The sequence below is a fragment of the Actinomycetospora sp. genome, assembly GCF_055612215.1.
Genome location: NZ_JBVPVA010000050.1, coordinates 1 through 3,087 on the forward strand (window position 1 = coordinate 1; position 3,087 = coordinate 3,087).

Annotated in this window: 4 protein-coding genes and 1 pseudogene; 2 read left to right on the forward strand and 3 right to left on the reverse strand. The window is 75.2% G+C overall.

The window, feature by feature from the left end; translation table 11 throughout:
- The 3 genes and pseudogenes from AC0CYZ_RS01040 to AC0CYZ_RS01050 form a co-directional block, all read right to left on the reverse strand.
- A pseudogene (locus AC0CYZ_RS01040) lies at positions 1-363 on the reverse strand (xanthine dehydrogenase family protein molybdopterin-binding subunit); the annotation flags it as partial.
- Positions 360-1,373: an FAD binding domain-containing protein gene (locus AC0CYZ_RS01045; RefSeq protein ID WP_472211253.1), complete on the reverse strand. Its 1,014-nt coding sequence runs from the start codon at positions 1,371-1,373 to the stop codon at positions 360-362. The gene AC0CYZ_RS01045 and the pseudogene AC0CYZ_RS01040, both read right to left, overlap by 4 nt.
- A complete protein-coding gene (locus AC0CYZ_RS01050; RefSeq protein WP_472211256.1) occupies positions 1,370-1,921 on the reverse strand; it encodes a 2Fe-2S iron-sulfur cluster-binding protein in 552 nt (183 codons plus the stop codon). Before AC0CYZ_RS01050 ends, AC0CYZ_RS01045 begins: the two co-directional genes overlap by 4 nt.
- A gap of 197 nt (positions 1,922-2,118) precedes the next feature.
- On the opposite strand from AC0CYZ_RS01050, the gene AC0CYZ_RS01055 reads away from it, so the two are divergent.
- Positions 2,119-2,259, forward strand: a complete 141-nt coding sequence (locus AC0CYZ_RS01055) for a hypothetical protein (protein WP_472211259.1) — start codon at positions 2,119-2,121, stop codon at positions 2,257-2,259.
- Between the two features lie 69 nt (positions 2,260-2,328).
- The coding region (locus AC0CYZ_RS01060) for an endonuclease/exonuclease/phosphatase family protein (RefSeq protein ID WP_472211262.1) at positions 2,329-3,087 on the forward strand (759 nt) is incomplete at its 3' end.

Sequence of the window (3,087 nt, forward strand, 5' to 3'; positions counted from 1 at the left end):
CACGACGACGAGGCCCGCGGCCTCCGCGGCGACCTCCGGGGTCTCGGCGAGCACCGCCGCGACGTACTGGCCGCGGTGGTGCACCTCGTGGTCCTGCAGCACGACGTGCTCGGGGTTGCCGTCGTCGGCGAGCCGGGGGGCGTCGTCGGGCGTGACGACCCCGACGACGCCGGGCACGGCCCGCGCCGCCGTCGTGTCGATCCCGGTGACCCGGCCGCGGGCGATCGTCGCCTGGACCGGGTGCAGGTGCAGCGGAGTGTCGACCGGGTGGTCGGCGGCGTAGTGCGCGGTGCCGGTGACCTTCTCGGGGCCCTCGACCCGGCGGACCGAGGTGCCCATGGCGCGGGCGTCGATGACGGTCACGAGGTCTCCCTGGCGGTGGTGGACGCGAGGCCGCGCAGCGTCTCGGTGACGGCGCCGACGACGAGGTCGAGCTTGAAGCCGTTCCCGCCGAGCGGGGTCTCGACCGGCTCGGCGTCGGCGAGCTCGGTCCGCGCGGCGGCACGGAAGGACTCGTCGGTGGCGGGTGCGCCGCGCAGCGCGTCCTCGGCGCGGGTGGCGCGCCACGGCTTGTGCGCGACCCCGCCGAGGGCGAGGCGGACGTCGGCGACGGTGCCGTCGCGCACCTCGAGGGCGGCGGCCACCGAGACCAGCGCGAACGCGTACGAGGCGCGGTCGCGGACCTTGCGGTAGGCGGAGTTCGCGGCGAGCGTCGAGGCGGGCAGGTCGACCGCGGTGACGAGCTCGCCGTGGGCGAGGACGGTGTCGCGCGTGGGGTCGCCGTCGGGCAGGCGGTGCAGCTCCGCGACCGGGATCCTGCGACTGCCGTCGGGGCCCAGCACCTGCACCGTCGCGTCGAGCGCCACCAGCGCCACCGCCATGTCCGAGGGGTGGGTGGCGATGCAGGACGCGTCGGCGCCCAGGATCGCGTGGTAGCGCGCCCAGCCCTCCCGCGCGGAGCAGGCCTGCGTGAGGTCGCGCTTCGTGCACGGCGTGGTGGTGTCGGCGAAGTAGGCGCAGCGGGTGCGCTGGAGCAGGTTCCCGCCGGTGGTGGCCATGTTGCGCAGCTGGCCGGACGCGCCGGCGAGCAGGGCCTGGGCGAGCGCGGGGTGGTGGCGCCGGACGGCGGGGTGGGCGGCGACGTCGGCGTTGAGCGCGCCGGCGCCGATCGTCAGGCCGCCGTCGCCGTGCTCGACGATGTCGGCGCTGGTGACCCGGGCGACGTCGACGAGCGCGCTCGGGGTGGCCACGCCGAGCTTGAGGTGGTCGAGCAGGTTGGTGCCGCCCGCGAGGAACGCCGCGTCGGGATCGGCGCCGACGGCGGCGACCGCGGCCCGCGCGTCGTCGGGACGGGCGTAGCTGAACGGCTTCACCGGTGCGCTCCCTCGATGGTCGAGCTCCGCTTCGCTGCGTCTCCTGCCGCCTCCGCGACCGCGCTGACGATGTTCGTGTAGGCGGCGCAGCGGCACAGGTTGCCGCTCATGCGCTCGGCGATCTCGGCGCGGTCGAGCTCGGTGTCGGCGGTGAGGTCGCCGGTGACCGCACTCGGCGCGCCGTGGGCCGCCTCGTCGAGGAGCCCGACCGCGGAGCACACCTGGCCGGGGGTGCAGTAGCCGCACTGGTAGGCGTCGTGGGCGAGGAACGCCTCGGCGACCGGGTGGAGCTCGCCGTCGCGGGCGAGGCCGTCGGCGGTGGTGACCTCGGCGCCGTCCTTGGCGACGGCGAGGGTCAGGCAGGACAGCACCCGGCGCCCGTCGATCAGCACGGTGCACGCGCCGCACTGGCCGTGGTCGCAGCCCTTCTTCGGGCTGGTGTTGCCGAGGTGGTCGCGCAGCGCGTCGAGGACGGTGGTGCGCGGGTCGAGGTCGAGGTCGTGGTGGTGGCCGTCGACGGTCAGTCCGATGGGGATGGTGGTGGTCAAGTCCGCTCCCGTGAGGGTGACGGAACCGGTCCGGCTCCTGGACCCACCGTGGCACGACCCCGGGTCCGGAGCATGGGACCCCTGGTCCCAGGACACGGGGGACAGGCGTGGTCATCCGGGCGACCACATCCGGGGGTACGTGCCGGCCGAGCGCCTCCTCCTCGCCGCATGATCACGTCTTCGGTGGCATCTGCCTGGTGTCAGGGGGGTCGGTCGCCACCGAGATCGTGATCATGGACCGGGCACGACGCACGGCCATCACCGTCCTCGCCACCGACGAGGCGAGCTTCGTGCACGGGGCGGTGCTGCCGGCCGACGGCGGGCGGATCGCGGTCTGAGGCGGGATCCTCGGCGTCCGGGGAACGGACGGGCCGTTCGTGGCGTCCACGCGCACGGACGGCCCGTCCGTGCCGCTCGAGGAGGAGGGAACCGCCGCCGTGCGCCTGCTGACGTTGAACCTCTGGGCCGAGCACGGAGACCGGGCCGCCCTGCTCCGCGACCTGGTCGCCCGGCTCGACCCCGACCTGCTCGTGCTGCAGGAGACCGTGGTGCGCGAGGGCCACGACCAGGTGCGCGACCTGGTCGGCGACGACGTCGAGATCGTGCACTCCACGCGGCGCGACGGCGACGGGATGGGGATCAGCACCGTGAGCCGCTGGCCGATCCGTGCGGCCCACGAGCTCGACCTCCGCGCCGGCTCCCGCGTCGGGGACTTCCCGGCGACGACGCTCCTCGCCGAGATCGACACCCCCGACGGCCCGCTCGTCCTGGTCAACCACTTCCCGAGCTGGCAGCTGCACCTCGAGGCCGAGCGGTGCGCCCAGACCCTGCTCGCCGCGCGCGCCATCGAGGAGCTCGCTCCCGATCTGGACGCACCCGTCGTCGTCGCCGGGGACCTCGACGCCGACCCGGACGCCGACAGCGTCCGCTTCTGGACCGGCCGCCACCCGCTGGACGGGTTCAGCGTGTGCTACCGCGTCGCGTGGGACGCGGTCCACCCCGGGGAGCCCGGCCACACCTACACGCCGGCGAACCCGCTGCTCGTCGACGAGGACTGGCCGTTCCGCCGCATCGACCACGTCCTGGTCCGCTGCGCCGAGCACGGCGGGGCGGCCCTGCGCATCCGGGACTGCCGCATCGTCGGGGACGACCCGCCCGTCAGCGAC